The organism is Arthrobacter sp. NicSoilB4, assembly GCF_019977335.1.
Lineage (GTDB): Bacteria > Actinomycetota > Actinomycetes > Actinomycetales > Micrococcaceae > Arthrobacter.
Genome location: NZ_AP024653.1, coordinates 2125898 through 2146514 on the forward strand (window position 1 = coordinate 2125898; position 20617 = coordinate 2146514).

The window sequence follows — 20617 nt, forward strand, 5'->3', positions numbered from 1 at the left end:
AACAGACTACTTGCGTGCGCAAGCAGCCGTAACAAATTCGTATATGCGTCCGCGAAGCAGCGGGCCTGCGTCGATCTTCAGGACGCCGTCCCGCCCGGCCGCCGACACCCTGAGGGGCAGCAGCGTTCCCACTTTGTCATCGGCGATGGCGTGCGGATCGCAGCGCGCGGGCCGGATTCCCAGCCGGAACTGTTGGCTGGCACCGCCGGACTGGACCGAGACTGAGCGGGGCCAGGGGGCGGAGGGGTCTTCGTCGAGCAAGGTGGTCCCTTCGATCCGGTTGATCGTCAGGGTTCCCGTGGATCCGGGGTTCACGGCCCCCGGGGTGTTCCGCGGCGTGATGGCCAGTCTCAGCACGGCGCTCTGGGCATCGGCGGACACTTCGAGTTCCGGTTCCAGCCGGATTCCGGCGACGGCGGCGGCCGCCTGGGCGAGGCACATTTCCGCGTTGTTCCGGCTGAGCACCCCATAAGGGTCGGCGGCGGGCACCGTCGTGGCAGGCCCTTGTCCTGTGGCGCCGGCAAGCTGAAGTTTCACCAGCGTTCCCTCGCCCGGCCCGGCGGTCCTGATGCCGCATTCGGGGGCGCTCAGTTGTGCCGGCAGGATCTTCGTCTGGCCCGGCGGCAGTTCGATCCCGCCGGGAGTGGCCGGCCACTCGATGGTGGCGGAGTAGAGGGGGCTGGTGAGTCCGGCGCCGAGAACGGTCACGGGGCCTGCGGTGGTGTTCGTCAGCTGGATGGCAATGATCTGGCGGCTGTAGTCGTCCCGGAGCTGGTTGATCTCGGCGGTGACCGGGGCGGATGCGGCGGCCGGCGCAGTTGCTGCGGGCGGTGCGGAAGAGCTGCCGGGAACGGACGTGCCCGCGCTGCAGGAGACCGTCATGGCGAGGGCTGCACCGGCGGCGGCGCCCCTGAACAGCGCGAATCTCGGGGTTCCGCTGGCCGGATGTGGGTGCGGCGGTGGGGATTGGCGCGGCAGGGGAAATCGGCCCATGGCGTCAGTGTATTCCCGGCGCGGGTCCACGAGGGCGCCTTTGGGCGGGCGTTTTCGGTTAGTCTCGTTCGATGACGTCACCCACCCCTTTGGACTGCGTCCTTGGACTGTTGCGCGCTCTTGAAGCCGGCAGCGGGGCCGCTGACATTGCACCGTTCCTGGCCGAGGACTACGTTATGACCGAGGCACCCCACCTGCTCGCGCCGGCCGGGGCAGTCCGGAACCGCGAAGAGGCCTTGGCGGGTGCGGCTGCAGCCCACGACGTCGTCTCCGGACAGCGTTTCGAGGTGCGGCGCACGACGTGTGAGGGCAACCGGTTGGTGGTGGAAGCCGTGTGGACAGCCACCCTGCTGATGGACTTGCCGCACTGGGACGCCGGAGAGGTGATCCGCGCCAGGATTGCATCCGTCTTTGAGGTCCGGGACGGCCGGATCGTAAGCCAGGACAGCTACGACTGCTATTTCACCCCTGCCTGAGCCGGCGTGCCCGGTCAGTTGCCTGCTCGATTGACATTTCACTGCATCGTGAACCGGCGGGCCACGAATCCGTTGACCGCGGGTACGGCGCCGGCCGCCCCGATCGCCCGGTTCCGCACTGACCAGGGTCCGGCGGGCAGGGGCCGCCCCAGCGCCATGTTGATTTCGGACTGGCGGGCCGCCCGGGCGGCGGCAGCCTTACGGCGGGCCTCGAAGCCCCGGAGTTCCGCCCCTACGTGTTTGCCGTGCAACGACGCGAGCACCACCGGGGCCAGCGCGACGGCGTCGAGCCAGCCCAGGTTCATGCCCTGGCCTCCGATGGGGCTGATCTCGTGGGCGGCGTCGCCGATCAGGACCGTGCGGCCGGCCACCATGCGGCGCACCAGGCGTGTGCGTACTCCGAAACGGCTGAGCACGCTGTTGCTCTCCGGGTCGACCTCGACGCCGGTTCGTTGGCGGATCCTGTCAACCAGCCAGCGGGCGTCTCCGCCGCTCCCTGGCTCCGCGAGGCGGACCACCCAGCGGCGCAGATTCCCTGGCAGCGGAAAGGATTCCACAATCCCCGCGGATTCCAGGAACAGCGCCGCGACCGGGCCGAATCCGGTGGAGTCGGCGAAGTCGCCCATCTGGTAGCTGTCCGGGTAATCCTTCGCCCGGACGGGAGTGCCGAACTGTGCCCGGACAGTTGACCGGACACCGTCCGCTGCGATGACGATGGCAGCCGTGTAGCGGACCGCTGAACCTCCCGCCGTGGCGTCCGCGGTGACCTTTCCGCCGTCGTCGTGCACCCGGGTGACCCGGACACCGCGGTGAAGCGCGGCCGGGTCGAGATGCCGCACGCGTTGTTCCAGGATGGCTGCGGTCCGGGCCTGCGGCAGGGACAGGACAAAGGGGTAGCTGTCGGAGACGCCGGCGAAGGACATCTCGGCAAGTGTCCTGCCGCCGCCCACGGCGAGTCCGCGCCGGATTGGAACCCCTTCCGCCACGAGGTCCGGTGCCACGCCGATTTCCTGGAGCGCGTCCAGGGACGGGGGATGGATGCCAATGGCCCTGGAATGCGGCTCGGCGCCGGTGCGCTGTTCCAGGACCCGGACACTCACGCCCTGTTGAAGCAGCAGGGCGGCCATGAACAGGCCCACGGGTCCGCCGCCGATCACGAGGACATCATCCATGGGCGGTCCTGTCGAGGATCAGCAGGTTGCGGAACGGCGCGCGGCGGCGCACGGTCCAGCCCGGGGGAGCGGCGGCCAGGAGCTCTGCGGCGGTGTAACTGCGGCGGATGGAAGTGAGGCCGTCCTGCCTGATGTAGGAGCCGGTGAAGGGCAGGGCGCCGGCGAAGAAGAGCGCGTAGGCGGCCGGGCTGCGCCGGAGGTCGTTGTGGATGACCCTGCCATGGCAGAGCCCCGCCGACTCGGCCAGGAATTCCGGCAGTTCACTTTCCGACAGGTGGTGCAGCACGTGGTTGGACACGACCAGGTCGAAGCTCAGCCCCTCGGCGAGGAGGTCAACCGCTGTGGCCTGCCGGAACCTCACGCGCGCGGAAGGGTGCCGTTCGGCGGCGAAGCGGCTCGCCCGCGGATCCGGATCGATGGCAGTGATCTCCAGTTGGAGCCCGTCCAGGGCCGCCCACCGCGAGAGCATCACAGGCACGTCGCCGCCCCCGCAGCCGATGTCCAGCAGGGTGGCCGGGTTGCCCCGGCGGAGGCGGGGCCGGAGCTGGCTGCGGTAGATGCCGCGCCATCCGGAAACGGCACGGTTGACCAGGGCAAACTGGGCGTAGGTACGGTCCAGCTTGTCCGGGTCGCAGCCGGGCAGATCCATTTCCTCGACGGCGTCGGCGGCACGTACCCGCAGCAGGTCCACCGGTTCTCAGGCCAGGGCCGATTCCGGCTGGGTGGAGGCGGACGTGGCGTCCGCGTCCTCGTTCGCCCGGGCTTCATCGTTCCGGGCCGGGCTGCCGAGCTTGGTGAAGAGCGCAGTTTCCACGGTCAGCCCGGGCCCGAACGCCATGGAACAGATCCGTTCCCCGTCGCCGTCGGCCGCGCCGGCCGGCGGCAGGTCAAGGATGTGCCGGAGCACGAACAGCACGGTGGCGCTGCTCATGTTCCCGTAGTTGCGCAGGGTTTCCCGGGCCGGGACCAGCTGCTCGTCGCTCAGGTCCAGCCTGGACTGGACCTTGTCCAGGATGCTGCGGCCGCCGGGGTGGATGGCCCAGTGCCGGATATCGCGGTAGGGGAGTCCCAGCAGGGTGCTTTCGCGGGAGAGGAGCGGTTCCAGGGCTCCGATGATGTGGTCGTCGATGATGTGCGGGACGTAGTTGCCCAGGACCATCTCGAAGCCTTCGTCGCCGATGTTCCACGCCATGGATTCCTCGCCGACCGGCGTCAGGACCGTCTCGAAGTGGTCAAGCTGCAGCAGCGCCGGTTGGTCCGGGTGCTCGCGGGCGGTCACGATGGCGGCGGCCGCGCCGTCGGCAAACAGTGCCGACCCCATGATGGTGTCCGGATCGTTCGAGGTCCGCACGTGCAGGGAGCAGAGTTCGGCGCAGACGACCAGCACGACGGCGTCCGGGTCCGCCTCGCAGAACGATTTGGCCGCGCGCAGTGCAGGGAAGGCCGCGTAGCAGCCCATGAAGCCGAGGTGGTAGCGCTGCACTGCGGGATTCAGGCCGAGGGCGCGGACGATTTTGTAGTCCGGCCCGGGGTTGAAAAACCCGGTACAGGAGACTGTCACGAGGTGAGTTATGTCAAGTAAAGTGATGCCAGGGCAGGCGTCGAGGGCTTTCTGGGCTGCCTCAATAAAGAGCTTGGTGGCCTCAGTGGCGAAGATGTCGTTGCGGACTTTGGTGCTGGGGCTTAGCAGCAGACCTGTGCCGGAGTCGAAAAAACGCGGATTCTCGGCCCGGTGATCCTTGGTCAGTTCCGCAACGGCCGTGTAGCGGGTGTCAATGCCCGCAGAGTCAAAGCAAGTGCCGACCAATCGGGTGCCAAGCCTGGTGAGGCCCGGCTGGGCAGCAAAAACGTCCCGGGCTTCGGTTTGGACCAGGACAGTTGGCGGGACAGCAGTTTCCAGGGATCTCAGGTAGACCGTCATGGTTCATTCTCAGTGAGGTCGGCGCAGATGACAATGGATTCGGCGGCAGCATAAGCGGAATGCCTGACATCCGGCATCGCGTGACAGACGCACGCTCAGGCCCTCTCGGCAGCTCGTTCCAGAACGCCGATAATCAACATTATGTAAAGTAGTCAGGATTCTGTCGACGGGGAATCCGTTGGGCATCCCCCGTTCTCCCGGCGAATGCGACCCTGCACCTGAGGCGTGATCGGTCCCGCTATCCAAGAAACAAGGTGACGCGGATAATGACTGACACCATCGGAATGGATCGATGACCACTCCAAAGATCTTCAATCTGGAGCGAAGACGGCCCCGGGCGGCAACCCGACCAACGGAGGCAGCGGTGGCCACCTAGAATGAAATGCAGCGGAGGCTTCAACGCATCCTCCGCTGGTCCCTTCCAGTCATTGTCATCATGCTGATTTCCACCGTCCTAAGCCTCGTTGGTATTGATTCGGAGCCATGGCTCTGGACTCGGACGATCCTCTTCGGCGTCGCCGTCGTCGTAATGGCCGTCCAAATATCCAGATTCTCGCTGTGGCAGCGGGATGAGTACTGGGGCGAAAAGGGACGGGACCCTAAGCATCCGGAGCGATTTCCTCCGACTGGCGCCAAATAGTTCCGAATCGACCAATACTGGTTACCAGTAGAACTTCCAGACCACCACGCAGACACTCCCCCGGCGTCCGCGTCAGCCCCCGAAAGTTGTCCTGCATGCCTCCCCGGATGGGCATGGACCGGGGGAAAAGCGGTGCGATTTCCTCCGGAAGGTAACCGCCTCTTTCACTGGGAATCAGGTGGGTATCCCCCGCGTTTCCCTTGATCCTGTTCGTCTGACCCCAACGCTCTCCTCCCCCGACGCTGCACGCATACCCTGGCGCACCGGGTTGCCCCCTCTCTGGACGGTCATGTCCGCAGCTGACGTGCCGCTGGTCTGGCGGACGCCAGTCCCACAGGCCACAATGAGTGCACCAGTTCGGGGTGGTGGTGGCGTGACGCTGATGATTGTGGTTTCCTGCACGCTGCTGCTGGTCACCGGCGTGGGGCTGGTCATTGCCTTTGGCGGCCGTCCCGTGCGAACGCCGGCCGCGCTTGTCCGGCCTGCCTCCGGACCGGAGACCCTGGCGTCCGTGTTCCTTCGTTACCTGTGGGGAGCAAACGTGGCGACCGTCGCCGCTGTCGCATCCGCGTTCCTGGTTGCGTGGCCCGGCGGAAGGCTGGCGATGCGTATCCTGGCCCTCACATCACCGCTGTCGGCGCAGGGAAGGCTGACCGAGGCTCAGGCAGTCATTGGAATACCCTCGGTCGAGGGCACGCTGGCGTTGTTGATATTCGCCGGCCTCCCGGCGGGCTTCGCGGCCGCATTCATCTACATGCTGATACGCCGGTGGCTGCCCGCCGGCCGGCTGGGAGGACCGGCGCTGGGTCTGCTGCTTCTCCTCGCCTTCGGCGCGTCCGTGGATCCGTTGCGGCCGGACAATATTGACTTCGAGATTGTCGAGCCTGGGTGGCTGGCGGTCGTCCTGTTCGCAGCCCTCGCCACGCTCCACGGTGCGCTCGTCGCTGCAGTGGCCGGCGCGGTCAGTGACCGTCTCCAGCCCCTGGCACGAAAGACCTGGAAGTCCTATCTGCCGCTGCTGGCGGCGGTCCTGTTCCCGCCCGCCGGGCTCGTGCTCGGAATCGGCGCGTTGCTCGTGATGGCCAAGGCGAAAATCTTTTCGCCCCGCCCGGAGGGCAGTTGGCGGCAGCCGCGGGCCGTCCTCCGGGCAGGGCGCGGCATCCTTCTCCTGGTGTCGCTGGCCGCGTTGCCGATGTTTGTCGGCGCGGTGACCTCGATCGCGGCCCGGTGAGCTGGTCAGGACCCCGCGCGTTTCGAGATCACCGGAAACCCACGGCCCCGCAGGCCTCTTCCCTGCGGCGGCGGGCGGCCAGCCGTTCCCGAAAGCAGCGCTCTGCGGCGCCCATGAGCCGGGTAGCCACCGCCCAGTATGCGATGCCGACCGCGAGGGAGGCCACGACCGCCAGTCCCTTGCTGTCCTGGTCGAACAGCGGATACACGAGCCAGTGCGTCACATAGGCGTAGAGCGAGGCGCTGGCCAGGAGGCCGGTGATCCCGTGGAGAGCCCGGGGCACGGGCACTGTCGGGAGCCAGAGCAGGATGAGGAACCCGGCGAGGAGCGTGGCGTTCCGTAATTCGTCGTCGAATGCCCCGGGGATGGTCAGCACGGCAAGGACGGTCACAATGGTCCGTTTCGGCAGCGTTCGGGACGCGGACGCCGCCCAGCCAAGCGCAAACAGCCACAGCACCGGACCCTGACCCGGGTACGGGAGGTCAATGAGGCGGAAACGCAGTAACAGGTCGGCGCCAAGGAGCGCCAACGGGACCGCCCATGGCCACCGGCGTTCCGCCCGCCCGACGGCGGGTATCGCCAGGAGGACAGCCACGCCGAGCAAGATGTGCACCAGCGCCTCCACGAACCAAAAACGTGAGAAGTCCGTCCAACCTTCCGGGCCCAGGAGGGAGTTGAGCAGGAACACATTTGCCCAGCTGTACGTGTCTGTCACGGCAAAAGCGAAGCCGATCACCGCGACGCTTGGCACCACGATCCGGGCGACTGAGCGCAACTGCCGCCGCAACCGCACGCGGGGCGGGCCGCTCAGCTGGAACCGGGCAAAGTTGAATCCGGCGACGGCCACCAGCACGTGCGCCATGCCCTCCCACGAGAACCACCGGATATGGGTGGAGATGATGAGGATGATGCCCAGGGCGCGGAGCACTATTCCGGTCTCCATGGGTGCGAGCAGCCGCCGCCGCCATTTGTGGAGCGCCGCCCCCACAGGACTCGCTACACCAGGACTTCCATCCACTCCGGGGGCCTGCGCAAGCTCCCCCAGCGGCATCAGATGCCAATCGAGGGGAAGGCTTCCGAGCGCACGCTCAAGCCGGACTGATGCGGCAACATAGGACAGCGAATCGCCGCCCAGTGAAACGAACGTGTCCGTCCCACGGACGTCGTCCCGTTCGAGAACGTCCGCGAAGATGCCCAATACATCGTTCGACGCCGCCTCCGGACCGCCTTCCGTGCGCTTTGCGCTTCCTTGTTCCTCCGTGTGCAGGGCCAGAATCGCGGGATAGTCGGGCTTCCCGCTGCTCAATCGCGGGACAGCCGCCACGGAGTGAAAGTGGATGGCTGCGCGCGGCACGCCTATGTCCTGGGCGACCGACTTCGCGATGAGGGAAAGGTCGTGCCCGGACTCGACGGCAGCGATCACCTGGCCATCCGTGCCCGTGGCCGCGGCGGAAATGCCCATGCCGGCGAGGATCCGCTCAACCTGGCCAAGGTCCACCCGAAGCCCGACGATCTTCACGAATCGGCTGCGGCGGCCGACTATCTCGTAGAGGCCCTCGGCGGTCCGGCGGGCCAAATCGCCGGTGTGAAGGTCCGTGACCGTGCGTCCCAGCTCCAAGTCCTCCGGCTTTTCGGCGTAGCCGAGCATGACGTTGGGGCCGGTGTAGACCAGTTCGCGGTCATCCAGCCCGGAGACGGCGGCGAGGCGGAAGCTGCCGCCCGGAATCGGGATGCCGACGGCTTGCGGGTGTTCTGCCGCGACGTCGGGAGGCAGGTAGGCCATCCTGGCCGTGGCTTCCGTTTGCCCGTACATGACGAACAGGTCCCAGCCCCGGCGACGGCCCAGCTGTGCGTAGTCACGGACCCGGTCCGGGTCCAGGCGACCACCCGCCTGGGTGATGTAGCGGAGGCTTGGCAGTTCCTTGTCCGCGAAGCCCACCCGCTCCAGCAGGTCGAACGTGTAGGGCACCGCGGCGAAGGAGGTCACCCGCTCGTTGCGGACCAGCTCCCAGAAGCAGGGGTCGACTACTGAAAGGTCGGTGAGCACCACCGAGGCACCCACGCACAAGTGGCTGTTCACGACTGACATGCCATAGCAGTAGGACAACGGAAGGGTGGTGGCTGCCCGGTCATCGGGACGCAGCTGCAAGTACTCGGCGATCGCGGCTGCGTTGGCCTGGACGGACTCGGCGGAGAGCCGGACAAGCTTCGGCGAGCCAGTCGAACCGGAGGTGCTCACCAGGAGCGCCAGTTCCGGGTGCAGGGCGTGGCGGGTCCCTTCCCGTCGCACGTCAAATACGGCTTCGCCGTCTTGAACGCGGGCCAGAACGTCCGGGTCGTAGGCAGAAACAAGAGATTCAGCAGCCCGTCCGCCACCGGTCGGCAGAATGAGCAGGGGGTGTCCGGATGACAGCGCCGCCAGATACACCACAAGGGAGGGCAGGGAATTGTCCGCTTCGAGGGCCACCAGACGGCGCACCGTCCCCAACGACCGGGCTGCGGCGTCCACCCGGTCGGCGAGTTCGCCGTAGCTTACGGATTCGCCCTCAACGTGTACAGCGGTCCGGTCTCCGAATGCGGCCAGGTCGGCGGCAAACGAGACACCCGCCAAAACAGGCTCAATAGTCACCGATGCACTTTAGAAGGTAAACCTTACCTAACTCAAATGGACAATGCCGGGCTGGTGGCCAAGCCGGCCGGATCCGCGGCGGGTCCACCCGTCGACGTCGTTTCTGCAGAGGCACGGTTTCATGCGGTTATGCACCGCCGCCGGAGCGGGCCGCGCTAGCCCGTGTTCACAACCGTCGCGCCGGATTCCGGGCGGTCACGCACGCCCAATTTCGTGAGAGCACGCGGACCCAGGACGGAACCGGCGGCGATGATGCCGGCGAAGATCAGGCACGACAGGTGCCACGACCCACCCTCGTACAGCAGGCCCGCCAGCAGCGCACCGGCTGCAGCGCCCAACATCTCGGAGTTGGTCAACAGGCTCATCCCGCGGCCCACCCGGTGCCCGTTCACTTCTGCCACGACCGCCCGCTGGATCGGCAGCAAGATTGCCCAGGCGGCGCTCGTCAGTACCCAGAGGGCGGCGATCACGACGGGACTTGGCGTGAACGCGAGACCGGCCGCAGTCAGGGCCGACGCGACGGACGCGATGGCATAGCCCGCACGCCTGCCCCGACGTTCAACGAACCGGTGCAGCACGCGCGGCATCGCCGTGAGCACCACGCCGCCGGGCAAGTAGATGAGTGCAATCTGGTAGACCTCAAGCCCGAGCTCCCTTTGCAGGTGAAGCAGCAGCAGCAGGGACACGCCGGCCTCGGCGACGGCGGTCACCAGCGCGACGAACAGCAGCGGGGCTAGGCGCCTGCCATCGCCCCGGATCCCGCCCGGCGGCTGTTCCTGCGGCGGCTCGAGGAACCTTGGCACGCGGACCAGCAGGACCGCTGCGGCGATACAGGCAACGCCGAGGGTCCCGAAGACCCCGCCGAAGCCGATCAGCGGCAGCAGGACCATGGCCGGAAGCCAGAAAAACCAGGATCCGAGCGCTTCGGAGGACAGCAGCCCGGCCAGCGAGCCGGAGTCACGCTCGAGGTCCTCGGCCGCGATCGCCCGGACGGCGATCCAGAAGAACGCCCCGCCGGCGCCCCCCACGACGGCGGCGGCGAAGGCGAGCGGAAGCGACGTCGCGAGGGCGTAACCGAGGCAGCTCACCGCGTACAGCAGCGCCCCGGCCGCCGCGACCGTCGTCCGCACCCGCGTGTCGACCAGCCACCCGGACACCCGACGTGCAATCACCGAGATGACAAGCTCGACGGCGACGAGAGCGCCGATCGCGCTGGGCGCAAGGCCAAGCTCGGTGCCGCCCCACAGCGGGATCAGGAAGTCCAGCAACTCCGCGGACCCTCCGATGAGAGTCGCTGCGGTGCCCGCGGCCCGCCGCCGGTCCGGTTGTATGCGCATGCGCCGATCCTAGGGGACGAACTCCGAATCGCCCCTGCGATTCGGTCCGTCGGCCGCGTCCCGTCGTTCGTGGCTCTCTATTAGTCCTTCGCGGCAGCTCGGGCGGCGGCGGCCGGGACGGGTTCGTGGCGCAGGTAGCTCCGGCTGAACCGGCCGCTTCCCGCGGTCAGTGCGCGCAGTTCGATGGCGTACCGCAGGAGCTCCTGGTCCGGAACTTCGGCGCTGATTTCGGTCAGGTCTCCCCCGGCGGACGTGGTTCCGGTCAGGCGTGCCCGGCGTGAGGACAGATCGCTCATCACCGCGCCGACGTGCTCTTCCGACACGCTGATCGTCGCGGCGGAGACGGGTTCCAGCAGCTGGATCCGGCCGGCTGCGGCTGCTTCCCGCAGGGCCAGCGCGCCGGCCGCCTGAAAGGCCGCGTCCGAGGAATCCACGCTGTGTGCCTTGCCGCCGAGCAGGGTCACCCGGATGTCCACCACCGGAAAGCCCGCGGAGACCCCTTTCTGCATCTGCGCCCGCACGCCCTTCTCCACTGAACTGATGAAGGGCCCCGGAATCACGCCGCCCACGGTCTTGTCTACGAATTCGAAGCCGGCCCCACGGTCCAGCGGTTCAACCTCAATGTCGCACACTGCGTATTGCCCATGGCCTCCGGATTGTTTGACGTGCCGTCCGTGGCCCGTTGCGGGAGCGGCGAACGTCTCCCGCAGCGGCGTGACGACATCGACCGTCTGCAGGTTGACGCCCTGCTCGCGCAGCCGGCCCAGGACCACGTCCGCATGCGCCTCGCCCATGCACCAGAGGATCAACTGGTGGGTCTCCGCGTTCCGCTCCACCCGGAGCGCCGGATCGCCGGCCGCCACCTTGCCCAGGCTCCTGGCCAGAACGTCCTCATCACCATGGGAAGCCGCCTCGACGGCTACCGGAAGCAGCGGCTCCGGCATCTCCCACGGCTGGATCAGCAACGGAAAATCCTTGGCCGAAACGGTGTCCCCCGTCTCGGCCGGCCCGAGCTTCGTCAGGGCGCAGATGTCCCCCGCCACGCTGTACGGCACCGGCCGCAAACTGGAGCCCAGCGGCGAATACAGATGGGAGACGCGCTCGTCACTGTCGTGATCGGCATGGCCCCGGTCCGCCAGGCCGTGCCCGGCCACGTGGACGGCCGTGTCTTCCCGCAGCGTGCCGGAAAAGAGGCGGACCAGGCACACGCGGCCAAGGAACGGGTCGGTGGTGGTGCGCACAACCTCGCCAAGCAGCGGGCCCGCGGGGTCGCAGTCCGGTGTGGCGGCGGGGCTGCCGTCCAGGAGGGTCACCGACGGCCGCGCATGTTCTGTGGGTGAGGGGAATGCCCGCGTCACTACGTCCAGCAGTTCAGCCAGGCCGAGGCCGGTCTCGGCGGACGTGGCGACCACCGGATGGAACGATCCGCGCGCGACGGCGGTTTCCAGGTCACTCACCAGGACGTCCGGGGGGATCTCCTCGCCGCCAAGGTACCGGTCCATCAACGACTCGTCCTCGCTTTCTGCGATGATTCCTTCGATCAGCGCGCCGCGGGCCGCCTCCGAGGCGACGCGTTCGACGTCGTCAGCGTCCCGGTACCCGGGCAGCTCGCCGCCCGCCGGCTGGTCCGACACCGTACCCGACAGGAGGCCCAGCAGACCGATCACTTGCGCCCCCTTCGTGACCGGCAGGTAGAGCGGGAGTGTCGCGTCGCCGAAGGCCTTCTGGCAGCGTTCGAGGGCCGCGTCAAAGTCCGCCCGGGGATGGTCCAGGCGGCTGATCACCACCGCCCGCGGCACCCCGACGCGCTGGCACTCGCCCCAGAGCGCGGTGGTGGCTGCGTCAATGGCGTCCACCGCAGAGACAACAAACAGGGCCGCGTCCGCCGCGCGCAGCCCTGCCCGCAGTTCGCCGACGAAGTCCGGGTAGCCCGGCGTGTCGAGGAGGTTGACCTTGATGCCCCCGGCCGTGACGGGCACGACGGAGAGGGCGACGGAGCGTTGCTGGTGGATGGCGGCCGGCTCCGAGTCTCCGACAGTTGTGCCTTCGGTGATCGAGCCCTTCCGCGAAATCGCCCCGGTGGCGGCGAGCAGAGCCTCTGCCAGCATCGTCTTTCCGGATCCTGAGCGGCCAACCAGCGCCACGTTCCGGATCTGCTCCGGCTGTTCGGGCGGCAGGGCATCGGAGGCGTCCGCCCGCCGGAGTTCAGACGTGCCGCGGGCGGCGGTTTTCGCCGGTACCTTCGCGTCCTTGGCAGGCATGGGACCCTCCTGGTCTGCATCCGTCGGACGGCCGGACCGCCGGCATCCGCTCAACATGGGGCTGTCTATATGGATTGGACACCCTTCGGCGATACGGCGGCAAGATGCAAAAACCAACCCCATGCCGCGGCAGCGCGGAAAGGCTTGGAAATCAGCCTCCCGTACCCGGCTCAGGTGCCGTCGTAGGCCTTCTGCAGCGCCGCGATGTCGAGCTTCTGCATGCCCAGCATGGCCTGCATGGCGCGCTGAGCACCCTCCGGATCCGGGCCGCCGATCAGGCCGCCCAGCGCGGACGGGACCACCTGCCACGACACCCCGTACCTGTCCTTGAGCCACCCGCACTGGCTTTCGGTGCCGCCCGCGCCCAATGCGGCCCAATACCGGTCGACCTCCTCCTGGGAGGAGCAGTCGATGACGAAGGAGACCGACTCGTTGAAAGTGAAGGCCGGTCCCCCGTTCAACGCCGTGAATGTCCGCCCATCGATTTCAAAGCGCACGGTCATTGCCTGGCCAGCCGGTGCCGGCCCGCCCTCCCCGTAGCGCGAGACATCGAGCACCTTCCCGCCGTCGAAGACGGAAACGTAAAAGTCGGCAGCTTCTTCCGCCTGGTTGTCGAACCACAGGCAGGTGGTGATCTTTTCGGCCACGTCGCATCCTCTTTCCTTTGGCCCGCGCCGCGAAGCGGTGTCTCCGGGGACAGTCCGGCGGCGTTGCAGGGGTGTGGGGCCGAGCCTAGCCCGCCGGCCAACCGGGCACAACGGCGCGGCGGAGCAGCCCGCGGACGCCGCTATCATGGCGTATGACCATCGCCGACGCCCTCCTGCAGTTCGCCCTCGTGGCGGCCTTGCTGACCCTGGTCCCGGGAATGGATACGGTACTGGTGCTGCGCACGGCCATCAGCCGCGGACACGCGCCGGCCTTCGCCACCGCTGCCGGCATCTGCACGGGAACCGCGGCGTGGGGACTCGCAGCAGCCATCGGCGCGTCGGCCCTGCTGGCCGCCTCGGAAACGGCCTTTACCGTACTCAAGCTCGCTGGCGCCGGCTACATGGCCTGGCTGGGCTTTTCCATGCTGGTCAAGAGCCTCCGCCCGGGGCCCGCGCAGGCGGCCGTGCAGCCGGATGCGGCATCAGGCGCTGCCCGTTCAGACTGGCTGACCGGCCTGACCACCAGCCTGCTGAACCCCAAGGTCGGCGTGTTCTACATGGCGATGATCCCCCAGTTCATGCCCGCCGACGCCCCGGCCCTGCTGATGGGAACACTCCTGCCCCTGGTCCACAATGCCGAGGCGATGCTCTGGTTCGCGGCGATTATCCTGGCCACCCACCACGCCCGGCGCTGGCTTCAGTCACCGCGGGCCGGCAAGGTGACGGACCGCATTGCCGGCGTCGTCCTGATCGGCTTCGCCGCCAGGATCGCGACGACGAAAGCCTGATCTGCGGCGTCCCGGCCGGCCCGGCTAGGCTTGGAGCATGCCTTCTTCCCCGCCGCCGCTCCCCCGCCCCGCCGCGACCGGTCCGGCCACGCCGTCGGGGCCTGTGTCGGTGTCGCGACGATCTGCCGTGGTGGCCGCCTGCGCCGACGCCGCCCTGATTCTCCTCTTCGCCGCGATCGGCCGCGATGCGCACCAGCGCGGGGACGTCATCACGGGCGTGCTTGCCACGGCCTGGCCGTTCCTGGCCGGCGCGGCGGCCGCCTGGCTTGCCCTGCGGATCTGGCGTTCACCCCTGGCCCTCTGGCCCGCCGGCGCCGGCGTCTGGCTCGGAGCGGTCACTGTCGGTATGCTCCTGCGGGCCGTCACCGGGCAGACAGTGGTCCTGCCGTTCGTTATTGTGGCCCTGCTCAGCCTGGGGCTCTTCCTGCTCGGATATCGTCTTCTGGCCGCGGTCATCCGGCAGCGCAACACACGCCGCGGCGGGGCCTGATGGACTAGGCTTGCAAGCACATGGCCAAGGCCCCGGGGAGTCCCCGAGGGGCGCATTCACCGGCCGGCAACGGCGCAACAGATCCGGAAAGGTTCACACGTGGTCACCGCTTTCGTCCTGATTAAGACAGATGCCTCCCGTATCCCGGAGACCGCGGAAGAGATCTCCGCCATCCAGGGGATCAGCGAGGTCTACTCCGTCACCGGCGAATGGGATCTTATTGCGATTGCCCGGGTGCAGAAGCATGAGGACCTGGCCGACGCCATCGCGGACAAGCTCTCCAAGGTTCCGGGCGTTGTCCACACCACCACCCAGATCGCTTTCCGCGCCTATTCGCAGCACGACCTCGACGCCGCTTTCGCCCTCGGCTTCGAACAGTAGGGCCCTGGGTCAGCTGCTTCAGCTGCGCGAGAGCGCGACCCACCGGTCCAGGACGGCCGCGGCGGCACCCGACTCGATCGATTCTTCCGCCCGCCTGAACGCGGCGGCCATCCGCTCGCTGAAGGGACCGACGGCGTCCAGGTCGAACGCGACGAGTCCGGCGGCGGCATTCAGCAGTGCTGCATCGCGCGCGGGTCCGCGGCCACCGGCGAGGACGGAACGCACGACGGCGGCATTCGCGGCGGCGTCCCCGCCGCGCAGCTCCTCAAGGGTTGCCCGGCGGATGCCAAGATCAGCCGGGTCGAACATCTCTTCGCTCACGGCACCGTTCCGGATTTCCCACACCCGGGACGGGCCGGTGGTGGTGAGTTCATCGAGCCCGTCATTCCCGCGGAACACCAGCCCGCGGCTCCCGCGCTTGGCCAGCACCCCGGCCACCAGCGGGGCCATCCGCTCATTGGCGACCCCCACCGCCGAGGCCTGGACGTGGGCAGGGTTGATCATGGGCCCCAGGAAGTTGAAGGCAGTCGGCACGCCGAGTTCACGGCGGGCGACGGCGGCATGCCGCATGGAGGGATGGAACACCTGCGCGAAGCAGAAGGTGATGCCCGCCTCCTCCGCGTTGAGGGCCACCCTCGGGATGGGAAGGTCCAGCCGGACGCCCAATGCCTCCAGGACGTCGGCGGAACCGGAGGTCGAGGACGCGGCACGGTTGCCGTGCTTAACCACCTTGGCACCGGCCCCGGCCGCGATCAGCGCGGCCATCGTGGATATGTTGACCGTGTTTTGCTGGTCGCCTCCGGTGCCGACGATGTCCAGCTTCTGCCCGGCTATGTCGATTGGGCTGGCGTTCGCGATCATCGCCTCGACCAGGCCGACGAGTTCATCCACGGTCTCGCCTTTGGACCGCAGCGCCACGAGGAAGCCGGCAACCTGCGCCGGCGTGGCCTCTCCGGACATGATCGAGTTCATCGCCCACTCGGTGTTGGTGGCGGTGAGATCCGTACCGTCGATGAGTGCGCCGATGAGCCGCGGCCAGGTGTTGCCTGCCGCCTGTGCAGATGCCTGAGAAGTCACGTTCCGATGCTATCGAGGTGCGCCCCGCAAAGACCAATGTGAACGGGTGCGGGAACTTTTCCGCGCGAATTCGCGTCTTTGTAGAAAAAGTCCTCCGAAAAGGCGGTTTGCGTTGGGCAGGAGGGAGTTTTATAGACATAATGTCTATGTGACATCTGCGACCCATGCCCCCAGTACCCCGGCGCACCCGACGCTGAATCGCCCGAACATGGTTTCTGTTGGAACCGTAGTCTGGCTGTCCAGTGAGTTGATGTTCTTCGCCGGTCTCTTCGCCATGTACTTCACACTCCGTTCGACTTCCGGACTGATGTGGGCCGAGGAGACAGCCAAGCTCAACTTCCCCTTTGCGCTCATCAACACGATCGTCCTCGTGGCAAGTTCGTTCACTTGCCAGATGGGCGTCTTCGCCGCTGAGCGGCTTCAGCCGCGCCGAAGCGGCGGCCGCCTCAGCTTCACCCGCTGGGGAATGAACGAATGGTTCACCCTGACCTTCATCATGGGTTCCTTCTTCGTGGCCGGCCAGGCGACTGAGTACGCCATGCTCGTTTCCGAGCATGTCTCACTCTCCTCCAACGCCTACGGTTCGGCGTTCTACATCACCACGGGCTTCCACGGCCTGCACGTCATCGGTGGCTTGGTTGCCTTCCTCCTCATCATGGGCCGGTCCTTCGCAGCGAAGAAGTTCGGCCACTTCGAAGCAACCTCAGCGATTGTCACCTCGTACTACTGGCACTTCGTCGACGTCGTCTGGATCGGCCTCTTCCTGGTCATCTACGTCCTCAAGTAGCAAGACTTGACTCTTTTTCTACAAGAGGCAGAATTTCAAGAAGCGGCTCCCCGGAGCCCACGCACGATCGAATAAAGGAACCACCACGTGAAGGCACTCTCGCAGAAGCGACGTCACCCACTGGCAGCAATTGCACTGCTGCTGATGGGCCTCCTGGTCACTGGTGGGCTGTACGCCGTTGCCACCACCGTCAACCAGGCCAAAGCCACCACCACCTTCAGCGCAAGTGACGCAGAGGAGGGCGGCAAGCTCTTCGCGGCAAACTGCGCCACCTGCCACGGCATGGGCGCCAGCGGGACCAAAGACGGCCCCTCCCTGGTCGGCGTCGGCGCTGCCGCCGTTGACTTCCAGGTCGGCACCGGGCGCATGCCCATGCAGATGAACGCCCCGCAGGCCCCCAAGAAGCCCGCCCAGTTCAACGAGGAGCAGACCCACCAGCTCTCCGCTTACGTTGCTTCGCTGGGCCCCGGCCCGTCCATCCCCGAGGCACATGTCCTCGACGGCAAGGGCGACGCCGCCAACGGTGGCGAACTGTTCCGCGTGAACTGCGCCATGTGCCACAACGCCGCCGCTGCCGGCGGTGCGCTGACCCGGGGCAAGTTCGCTCCGGCCCTGGGCGACGTGTCCAGCAAGCACATCTACGAAGCCATGGTCACCGGCCCGCAGAACATGCCGGTGTTCAGCGACGCCAACGTCGGCCCCGAGGGCAAGCGCGACATCATCACCTTCCTGAAGCAGATCGAGGCCAACGGTTCACCCGGCGGCGCCGACCTGGGGTCCCTGGGCCCGGTTTCTGAAGGCCTGTTCGTCTGGATCGCCGGTCTGGGCGTCATCATCGCCTTCACCATCTGGCTGACGTCCCGGACGTCCTAGCCCACTGTTTGCACCTGTAAGAATTTTCTGCTGGCCTGTCAGCAGTTTGAATTGAAAGCTAACTCGGCACTTGCCGAGACGAGAGAGGGATGAGGCGAATTATGGGCAACCATAGTGACGGCAGTCCGAACCACTCGGGCACCGTAGCTACGGCTGGTCAGAATGAGGTGGAGAAGTTCCAGGATCCTGGAATTCCCCCGCATCGTTTGCGCCTGGCTGACACGGACCCGAAGGCCGCAAAGCGAGCAGAACGGCAGGTAGCCCTTCTTTTCGGGACCTCGGTCGTTGGCACCCTGATCTTCCTGGTGGCGTACTTCGCCATCGATCTGGGAGATGACACGGCGATCGCGACCATCCGGCTGCAGAACGCGCTGCTGGGTATCGGCACCGCCTTTGCCATGCTGGGCATCGGTACCGGAATCGTGCATTGGGCCAAGGCCCTCATGCCGGACCACGAAGTCTCGGAAGAGCGCCATGCCATCCGCACCGAGGATGACCGCCAGGCTGCTGTCCGGATCGTCGACGACATCGTCGAGGAAACCGGCATCAAGCGCCGCCCGCTGATCCGCAACACCCTTTTGGGCGCCGTGGCGCTGGCTCCGCTGCCGGCCCTCGCCGTCTTCGGTGACCTGGGTCCGCGTCCCGACGACGCCCTGGCGCACACCATGTGGGCACCCCAGGATGGCAAGCTCAAGCGGCTCACCCGTGACCCTGACGGCACCCCCATCAAGGCCGCCGACGTGACCATCGGTTCTGCTTTCCACGTCATCCCGGAAGGCCTGAATGAACTGCACGAAGGCAAGCTGAATGAGAAGGCCAAGTCTGTTGTCCTGCTCATGCGCCTGAACCCGGAGGAACTCCACCCCTCCCCCGGCCGCGCGGACTGGGCCTACAACGGCATTGTTGCCTACTCCAAGATCTGCACCCACGTCGGTTGCCCTGTTGCCCTTTACGAGCAGCAGACCCACCACCTGCTGTGCCCGTGCCACCAGTCAACCTTCGACCTGACCCAGGAATGCAAGGTTATCTTTGGACCGGCCAGCCGTCCCCTCCCCCAGCTGCCCATCGCGGTTGATTCCGAGGGCTACCTGGTCGCCACCAGCGACTTCCATGAACCCGTTGGACCTAGCTATTGGGAGCGTGAGCAGCATGAGCGCAACATCAACGCCTAATGCCCCCACCTTCGTCGCCAAGACCACAGGCGGCCGCATCACCAACTTCGTTGACGAACGCGTCGGCGGGTCGGGGATCCTGCGCGAATTCGGCCGCAAGGTCTTCCCGGACCACTGGTCGTTCATGTTCGGCGAAGTTGCCCTGTACTCCTTCGTCATCCTGCTGCTCTCGGGCACCTTCCTGACGTTCTTCTTTGATCCCTCGATGGCGGAGACGCACTACCAGGGCTCCTACACTCCGCTGAAGAACGTCGAAATGTCGGTGGCTTACAGCTCCTCGCTGGACATCTCCTTCGATGTCCGCGGCGGCCTGTTTATGCGCCAGGTCCACCACTGGTCCGCGCTGCTCTTCGTGGCCTCGGTGTCCGTGCACATGCTCCGCGTGTTCTTCACCGGAGCCTTCCGCAAGCCGCGCGAAATGAACTGGGTGGTGGGCGGCGTGCTGCTCATCCTCTCGATGGCTGCCGGCTTCACCGGCTACTCCCTCCCCGATGACCTGCTCTCCGGCAACGGCCTGCGCATCATCGACGGCGTCATCAAGTCCATTCCCGTGGTCGGAACGTACATCTCGTTCTTCCTCTTCGGCGGAGAATTCCCCGGCACGGTCATCATCGGCCGCCTGTACATGCTCCACATCCTGCTGGTTCCGGCCCTCATCCTCCTGATGATCGTCCTGCACCTCTTTATGGTGGTCGTGCACAAGCACACCCAGTACCCCGGCCCGGGACGCAACGATGGCAACGTCGTCGGCTACCCGCTTGGCCCGGTCTACGCTGCCAAGGCCGGCGGCTTCTTCTTCATCGTGTTTGGTGTCGTCGCCCTCATGGCAGGGTTCTTCACCATCAACCCGATCTGGAACTACGGCCCGTACGACCCCTCCCCCGTCTCGGCGGGCACCCAGCCTGACTGGTACATCGGCTTCGTCGACGGCGCCCTCCGGCTTATGCCGGGCACCATCGGCAACTGGAGCGTCGAACAGGTCTGGTTCGGCCAGGTCTTCACGTTCAACGTCCTGCTCCCGGCCCTGGTGCCTGCGGGAATCATCTTCACCGTGCTGTTCACCTACCCGTGGATCGAACGCTGGATCACCAAGGACAACCGCGAGCACCACGTCCTCGACCGTCCGCGCAACGCTCCCACGCGTACCGCCATCGGCATGGCCGGCTTTGTCTGGTACTGCGTGATGTGGGCGGCAGCAGGTTCGGACCTCATCGCCACGCACTTCCACGTGTCGCTGAACGATGTCACCTACTGGCTGCGTGCGCTGTTCTTTGTTGGACCGGTCATCGCCTTCATTGTCACGAAACGTGTTGCTCTGGCCCTCCAGCGCAAGGACCGCGAGATTGCTCTGCACGGCCGCGAAACCGGCCGCATCGTGCGCCTGCCGCACGGTGAGTTCATCGAGGTCCACGCACCGCTGGACGAGTACAAGCGGTACAAGCTGGTCGGCTTCGAGTCGCCGTCACCGCTTCCTGCGGAGCCGAACGCCAACGGCGTCGTCGACAAGAAGGAGAAGCGGCGCGCACTGTTTTCCAAGTGGTTCTTTGAGGACCGGGTTGCCCCGGCCACGCCCGCTGAGCTGGCGGCGGCCCATGGCCACCACGGCGAACACGAGGCCATCGAATCCGGTGTATCGCAGAAGACGCTTAGCCACTAACCGGCTGCAGTGAACACCAGAAAGGCCCGGTCCATCAGGACCGGGCCTTTCTGCATGTCTCGGGCGGCACAAACAACGCGGTGTC

18 protein-coding genes are annotated in these 20617 nt (G+C 66.7%); 9 read left to right on the top strand and 9 right to left on the bottom strand.

Annotation, left to right across the window (positions count from 1 at the left end; translation table 11 throughout):
* Positions 1-6: 6 nt before the first annotated feature.
* Positions 7-993, bottom strand: a complete 987-nt coding sequence (locus LDO13_RS09575; protein WP_224046539.1) for a hypothetical protein — start codon at positions 991-993, stop codon at positions 7-9.
* Positions 994-1064: 71 nt separating this feature from the next.
* Between LDO13_RS09575 and LDO13_RS09580 the strand changes: the two genes are divergently transcribed.
* Positions 1065-1469: a nuclear transport factor 2 family protein gene (locus LDO13_RS09580; RefSeq protein WP_224046540.1), complete on the top strand. Its 405-nt coding sequence runs from the start codon at positions 1065-1067 to the stop codon at positions 1467-1469.
* 38 nt (positions 1470-1507) lie between these two features.
* On the opposite strand, the gene LDO13_RS09585 is transcribed toward LDO13_RS09580, so the two are convergent.
* Genes LDO13_RS09585 through LDO13_RS09595 form a run of 3 tightly spaced genes read right to left on the bottom strand, consistent with a single transcriptional unit; the run spans position 1508 to position 4562 of the window.
* Positions 1508-2641, bottom strand: coding sequence for an NAD(P)/FAD-dependent oxidoreductase (locus LDO13_RS09585; protein WP_224046541.1), 1134 nt, complete (start codon positions 2639-2641; stop codon positions 1508-1510).
* Positions 2634-3290 (bottom strand): class I SAM-dependent methyltransferase, encoded by a 657-nt coding sequence (locus tag LDO13_RS09590; RefSeq protein ID WP_263422162.1) that lies wholly within the window; start codon positions 3288-3290, stop codon positions 2634-2636. Before LDO13_RS09590 ends, LDO13_RS09585 begins: the two co-directional genes overlap by 8 nt.
* 48 nt (positions 3291-3338) lie before the next feature.
* On the bottom strand, positions 3339-4562 hold the full coding sequence (locus LDO13_RS09595) for a type III polyketide synthase (RefSeq protein WP_224046543.1): 1224 nt from the start codon (positions 4560-4562) through the stop codon (positions 3339-3341).
* A gap of 1013 nt (positions 4563-5575) precedes the next feature.
* Here LDO13_RS09595 and LDO13_RS09600 point away from each other — a divergent pair.
* Positions 5576-6433: a hypothetical protein gene (locus LDO13_RS09600; RefSeq protein ID WP_224046544.1), complete on the top strand. Its 858-nt coding sequence runs from the start codon at positions 5576-5578 to the stop codon at positions 6431-6433.
* A 28-nt stretch (positions 6434-6461) separates the two neighbouring features.
* Here LDO13_RS09600 and LDO13_RS09605 read toward each other — a convergent pair whose 3' ends face one another.
* The 4 genes from LDO13_RS09605 to LDO13_RS09620 all read right to left on the bottom strand — a co-directional run bounded on the left by LDO13_RS09605 (position 6462) and on the right by LDO13_RS09620 (position 13307).
* The gene (locus LDO13_RS09605; RefSeq protein ID WP_224046545.1) at positions 6462-9062 is read right to left on the bottom strand and encodes an AMP-binding protein; all 2601 of its coding nucleotides are present in this window, start codon (positions 9060-9062) and stop codon (positions 6462-6464) included.
* A 155-nt stretch (positions 9063-9217) separates the two neighbouring features.
* Entirely contained in the window at positions 9218-10399 is a 1182-nt protein-coding gene (locus LDO13_RS09610; protein WP_224046546.1) for an MFS transporter, read from the bottom strand.
* 80 nt (positions 10400-10479) lie between these two features.
* On the bottom strand, positions 10480-12660 hold the full coding sequence (locus LDO13_RS09615; protein ID WP_224046547.1) for an elongation factor G-like protein EF-G2: 2181 nt from the start codon (positions 12658-12660) through the stop codon (positions 10480-10482).
* A gap of 170 nt (positions 12661-12830) precedes the next feature.
* Entirely contained in the window at positions 12831-13307 is a 477-nt protein-coding gene (locus tag LDO13_RS09620) for a VOC family protein (protein WP_224046548.1), read from the bottom strand.
* Positions 13308-13459: 152 nt separating this feature from the next.
* Between LDO13_RS09620 and LDO13_RS09625 the strand changes: the two genes are divergently transcribed.
* The 3 genes from LDO13_RS09625 to LDO13_RS09635 all read left to right on the top strand — a co-directional run bounded on the left by LDO13_RS09625 (position 13460) and on the right by LDO13_RS09635 (position 14966).
* A complete protein-coding gene (locus LDO13_RS09625; RefSeq protein WP_224046549.1) occupies positions 13460-14095 on the top strand; it encodes a LysE family translocator in 636 nt (211 codons plus the stop codon).
* 37 nt (positions 14096-14132) lie between these two features.
* Positions 14133-14585, top strand: coding sequence for a DUF3054 domain-containing protein (locus LDO13_RS09630; protein ID WP_224046550.1), 453 nt, complete (start codon positions 14133-14135; stop codon positions 14583-14585).
* A 99-nt stretch (positions 14586-14684) separates the two neighbouring features.
* The gene (locus LDO13_RS09635) at positions 14685-14966 is read left to right on the top strand and encodes an Lrp/AsnC ligand binding domain-containing protein (RefSeq protein WP_224046551.1); all 282 of its coding nucleotides are present in this window, start codon (positions 14685-14687) and stop codon (positions 14964-14966) included.
* Positions 14967-14984: 18 nt separating this feature from the next.
* Here the strand turns inward: LDO13_RS09635 and trpD are convergent, their stop codons facing one another.
* Entirely contained in the window at positions 14985-16043 is a 1059-nt protein-coding gene (trpD, locus tag LDO13_RS09640) for an anthranilate phosphoribosyltransferase (protein WP_224046552.1), read from the bottom strand.
* A gap of 208 nt (positions 16044-16251) precedes the next feature.
* On the opposite strand from trpD, the gene LDO13_RS09645 reads away from it, so the two are divergent.
* The 4 genes from LDO13_RS09645 to LDO13_RS09660 all read left to right on the top strand — a co-directional run bounded on the left by LDO13_RS09645 (position 16252) and on the right by LDO13_RS09660 (position 20532).
* Positions 16252-16830, top strand: coding sequence for a heme-copper oxidase subunit III (locus LDO13_RS09645; protein WP_224046553.1), 579 nt, complete (start codon positions 16252-16254; stop codon positions 16828-16830).
* A gap of 87 nt (positions 16831-16917) precedes the next feature.
* On the top strand, positions 16918-17703 hold the full coding sequence (locus LDO13_RS09650) for a cytochrome c (protein WP_224046554.1): 786 nt from the start codon (positions 16918-16920) through the stop codon (positions 17701-17703).
* A gap of 101 nt (positions 17704-17804) precedes the next feature.
* Positions 17805-18875, top strand: a complete 1071-nt coding sequence (locus LDO13_RS09655) for a Rieske 2Fe-2S domain-containing protein (RefSeq protein WP_224046555.1) — start codon at positions 17805-17807, stop codon at positions 18873-18875.
* On the top strand, positions 18853-20532 hold the full coding sequence (locus tag LDO13_RS09660; protein ID WP_224046556.1) for a cytochrome bc complex cytochrome b subunit: 1680 nt from the start codon (positions 18853-18855) through the stop codon (positions 20530-20532). The genes LDO13_RS09655 and LDO13_RS09660 overlap by 23 nt, the downstream gene beginning before the upstream one ends.
* The last annotated feature ends 85 nt before the right edge of the window (positions 20533-20617 follow it).